This is a genomic window from Actinomycetota bacterium (assembly GCA_036280995.1).
Classification (GTDB): domain Bacteria; phylum Actinomycetota; class CALGFH01; order CALGFH01; family CALGFH01; genus CALGFH01.
Window position 1 is genome coordinate 1 of sequence record DASUPQ010000440.1, and the last position, 3,742, is coordinate 3,742.

At 69.9% G+C, this 3,742-nt stretch carries 5 protein-coding genes; 4 read left to right on the top strand and 1 reads right to left on the bottom strand.

Going from position 1 to position 3,742, the window contains the following annotated elements:
- A partial coding sequence (locus VF468_14695) for a TetR/AcrR family transcriptional regulator (GenBank protein ID HEX5879541.1) occupies positions 1–790 on the bottom strand: 790 nt, incomplete at its 3' end.
- 167 nt (positions 791–957) lie between these two features.
- On the opposite strand from VF468_14695, the gene VF468_14700 reads away from it, so the two are divergent.
- From VF468_14700 to VF468_14715, 4 genes are all read left to right on the top strand, one after another.
- Positions 958–1,464, top strand: a complete 507-nt coding sequence (locus VF468_14700) for an Hsp20/alpha crystallin family protein (GenBank protein HEX5879542.1) — start codon at positions 958–960, stop codon at positions 1,462–1,464.
- 172 nt (positions 1,465–1,636) lie between these two features.
- A complete protein-coding gene (locus tag VF468_14705; protein HEX5879543.1) occupies positions 1,637–2,521 on the top strand; it encodes a slipin family protein in 885 nt (294 codons plus the stop codon).
- Between the two features lie 317 nt (positions 2,522–2,838).
- Complete coding sequence (locus tag VF468_14710; protein HEX5879544.1) at positions 2,839–3,369, top strand: hypothetical protein; 531 nt, start codon at positions 2,839–2,841, stop codon at positions 3,367–3,369.
- A 32-nt stretch (positions 3,370–3,401) separates the two neighbouring features.
- On the top strand, positions 3,402–3,742 hold a 341-nt coding region (locus VF468_14715), incomplete at its 3' end, for an alcohol dehydrogenase catalytic domain-containing protein (protein ID HEX5879545.1).

Here is a 3,742-nt window from a genome sequence, read left to right on the forward strand (position 1 = left end):
CGTGGTTGGTCCCCAGGCCGTCGATGTGGCCGCGGCGTGCCTGGTCGAGCCCGCTCACGAGCACGTCCAGGCCGGCCGCGAAGCGCTCGTCGCGGTTGTCGAGCCAGACGTGTTCGCCGAGGGCGACCAGGGCCGGGAAGCGGTCGGGAGGCAGCGAACGGAAGAACTGGTGCAGCTGGGTCCTAATTGCCGCGTCGCGGACCCGCTGCTCGTTGACGGAGGTACGAGGGCTGCTGACCGCGAAGCCGACGGTGTAGTCGACCAGCAGGAAGAACGCCAGCCCAGCCTCGCGGTCGGCGAACCCGGCCGCCTGCAGCGGCTCAAGGAACGCCTCGGCCAGGGCCAGGGAGTGAGGGCCCAGGGGGTCGCGGGTCTTGAGGATCCCTGCGATCCCGGGATGGCGCTCGAGCACCTGACGCAGCCGATGGGCCAGGACCTTGAGCTGTTCGGTCCAGGGCTGGGAGGCGTCGGTGTGGAAGTCGACCTCGGCCAGGACGCCGTCAAGGACCAGGTCATGCAGCTGTTGCTTGTTGCCGACGTGGTGGTACAGGGCGCCCGGGACCACCCCCAAGTGCGCGGCCAGGCTGCGCATAGTCAGGGCCTGGGCGCCGTCGTGGGCGATGACCGTTAGCGCCTCGGCGACCACCCGTTGGCGGGTGAGCTTGGGGCGGCGGTCCTGGTCGTCGCTGGGTGGGTCGAACCACAGCGACCGTGATCCGCCATCGGTCGCGGGCAGGCCGGATCCTGCCCCTGCCCGCTTGCCCGGCGGTGCCTTGACCCGCTCCGCCACGCTCCTCTTCCCTCCTGTTCGGTTTCCTGAACGATGATCTTGACAACTGAACGATGTTCAGTTTATCGTGAACATGCTTACTCGGCAAGTGAACGCCGGTCAGCCACCCGGATCGGCGTCCTCCCCGAGCCGCCGGGCCGCACGGCCCACGAGACGAGGGAGGCCAGATGGCCACCATGACGCGGTGGGACCCGTTCCAGGACCTGCGCAGCGCGCAGGACGAGATGGCCCAGATGAGCCCGATGCTTGCCCGCACGCTCGGCCTGCACGGCCAGCCGCAGGGCAGCGATCGGGCCACGGCCTGGGCGCCGGCGCTGGACATCTCCGAGCGCAAGGACGCCTACCTGGTCACGGTCGAGCTGCCCGGGGTCGAGGCCGACGACCTGGAGATCACCCTGGAGGATGGCTTGTTGACCATCCAGGGCGAGCGCCACTTCGCCCATGACTCCTCCGAGCAGCAGTTCCACCGGGTCGAGCGCCGCTACGGCGCCTTCCGGCGCGCGATCACCCTGCCCGCCCATGTGATGGCAGAGGGAATCCAGGCCTCGGCCGACAACGGCGTACTCCAGATCCTGGTGCCCAAGGCCGAGGAGGCCACTCCCAGGCGCATCCAGGTCCGCCCCGGTCGAGCAACCATCCCTGCGGCAAGCAGCGAGGACACGACGCCCAGCTGAGTCCAGCGGGGGCGTAGCCGGGCCGGCGACGCCCCCGCTGCTCTCTCCAAGGGTGCGGAGCGAACCGGAGAACCGGTCTCGGCTGCTTCCGTGCCATCGGCCACCAGTGCACCCCACGGCAAGGAACGGACCGGTTCCCGCGGCCAGCGGTACCGGCAAGAAGGGAACAGACATGAGCGGTTGGCTGATCGCCTTGGTGGTGGCGGTGCTGGTGCTGGTTGGGTTGGCGTTGTCGGTGCGGATCGTCCAGCAATACGAGAAGGGCGTGCTCTTTCGCCTGGGCCGGGTGGTGGGGGTCCGCGAGCCCGGCCTGCGGCTGATCGTGCCGCTGATCGAGGTGCTGCGGCGGGTGTCGCTGCGGATCGTGACCATGCCGATCCAGTCCCAGGGCATCATCACCCGCGACAACGTCAGCGTCGACGTCTCGGCCGTGGCCTACTACCGGGTGGTGGACGCGACCAAGGCGGTGGTCGCGATCGAGAACGTGGCCGCGGCCATCAACCAGATCGCCCAGACCACCCTGCGCAAGGTCGTCGGCCAGCACACCCTGGACCAGACCCTGGCCGAGACCGACCGCATCAATGTCGCCATCCGCGAGATCCTGGACGGGACCACCGAGGACTGGGGGGTGGTGGTGACCCTGGTCGAGCTCAAGGACATCCAGCTGCCCGAGACCATGAAGCGGGCCATGGCCCGCCAGGCCGAGGCCGAACGCGAGAAGCGGGCCAAGATCATCGCCGCCGAGGGCGAGTCGCTGGCCGCCGACCAGCTGGGGGCGGCCTCGGATGTCATGATGGCCCATCCGCTGGCCTTGCAGCTGCGCAACCTCCAGAGCCTGGTCGAGATCGGCGTGGACCAGAACACCACGGTGGTGTTCCCGGCCCCGCTGATGAGCACCATCCAAGAGCTGGGGGCGTTCCTGGCCCGGGAACAGGCCGCCGGCACCACCCCAGCGCCCACCACCCCGGGCACGTCCACATCGCCCGCCGTGGAGCTGCCGGCGACCGAGGCCGGCTTCAACACCGACTACAACGCAGCGCCCGCCGCCCGTCCGTAACGCTACCCACCGCTATCCAAGGAGACCACCGGAGAGGCTCTGTCATGCCACGCTGCCCGCTGTGCCGATCGGCCCTGGTCACCATCACCTTCGGTCTGTACCCAATCGCCATCTGCACCAGCTGCGGCGCGCGCTGGATCCAGGACGGCCGCCAGCAGCGGGCGATCAACCAGATCCAAGAACCCACACTGTTCGCCTCGGCCCAAGGCCCCTCGCTCATGGCCCCCAGTCGCTCCTAGCCAGGCCAGCGCCCAACCACAACCCTCACGTGCGCTCACATCGCGACACCGGTCCCCTGGTTCCTGAGAGGACTCGCCATGGTGATCCACTACCCGCCCGCGCGGCTCCGCCGTAACAGCGACCAGCCGACCGCGATCACCGATGTCCTGGTCGCCACCTCAGGGTCGTGCTACCGCACCGGCGACATCCCGTTGGGCACCCCGACCTGCTCGGCCCGCAGCCGCCGCGGCCGCTGGGCGCTGTACCCCAACGGCGACCAGGTCGTGGTTGTGTGGCCCGGCGGTGCCCTGGCCGGCCCGCCCGCCGAGGTCGCCCGCGAGCTCGACCGTCTGGGGGACGGCCACGATGACCTGGATCACGCGGCCGCCCTGGCGATCCGGCAGTTCCTGACCGACCCCGCCGCCGACGACGCCGCGCGCTGGTCGTCGTCCCGAGCAAGGACCTGGTCGACCCCAGCGGTGGGCTACCGGCTCAGCGGCCCCACCAACCAGCCCGGCTCCGGCGACCCGACCCCAGCCAGCCGGCCCGGCGCACCCTCATCTCTGCCACACCCACCGATCCCGCTGCCCGACCCCAGCCCCGAGCCGGCCCCAGCACGAGCCGCCTGACCGCACAACCAGTCCAAATGGAGGGAACAGCGATGGCCGATACCAACAAGGGCGTGGTCTACACCGGACCGGGCAGCGTCGAAGTACAGGACCTCGACTATCCCAAGCTGGAGCTTCCCGAGCAGAACGGCCGGCAGCTGCAGCACGGCGCGATCCTGAAGGTCGTGGCCACCAACATCTGCGGCTCCGACCAGCACATGGTGCGCGGGCGGACCACCGCCCCCGAGGGCCAGACCCTCGGCCACGAGATCACCGGCGAGGTCGCCGAGGTCGGCCGCGACGTCGAGTTCATCAAGGTCGGCGACCTGGTCAGCGTCCCGTTCAACATCGCCTGCGGGCGCTGCCGCAACTGCAAGGAGCGCAACACCGGCGT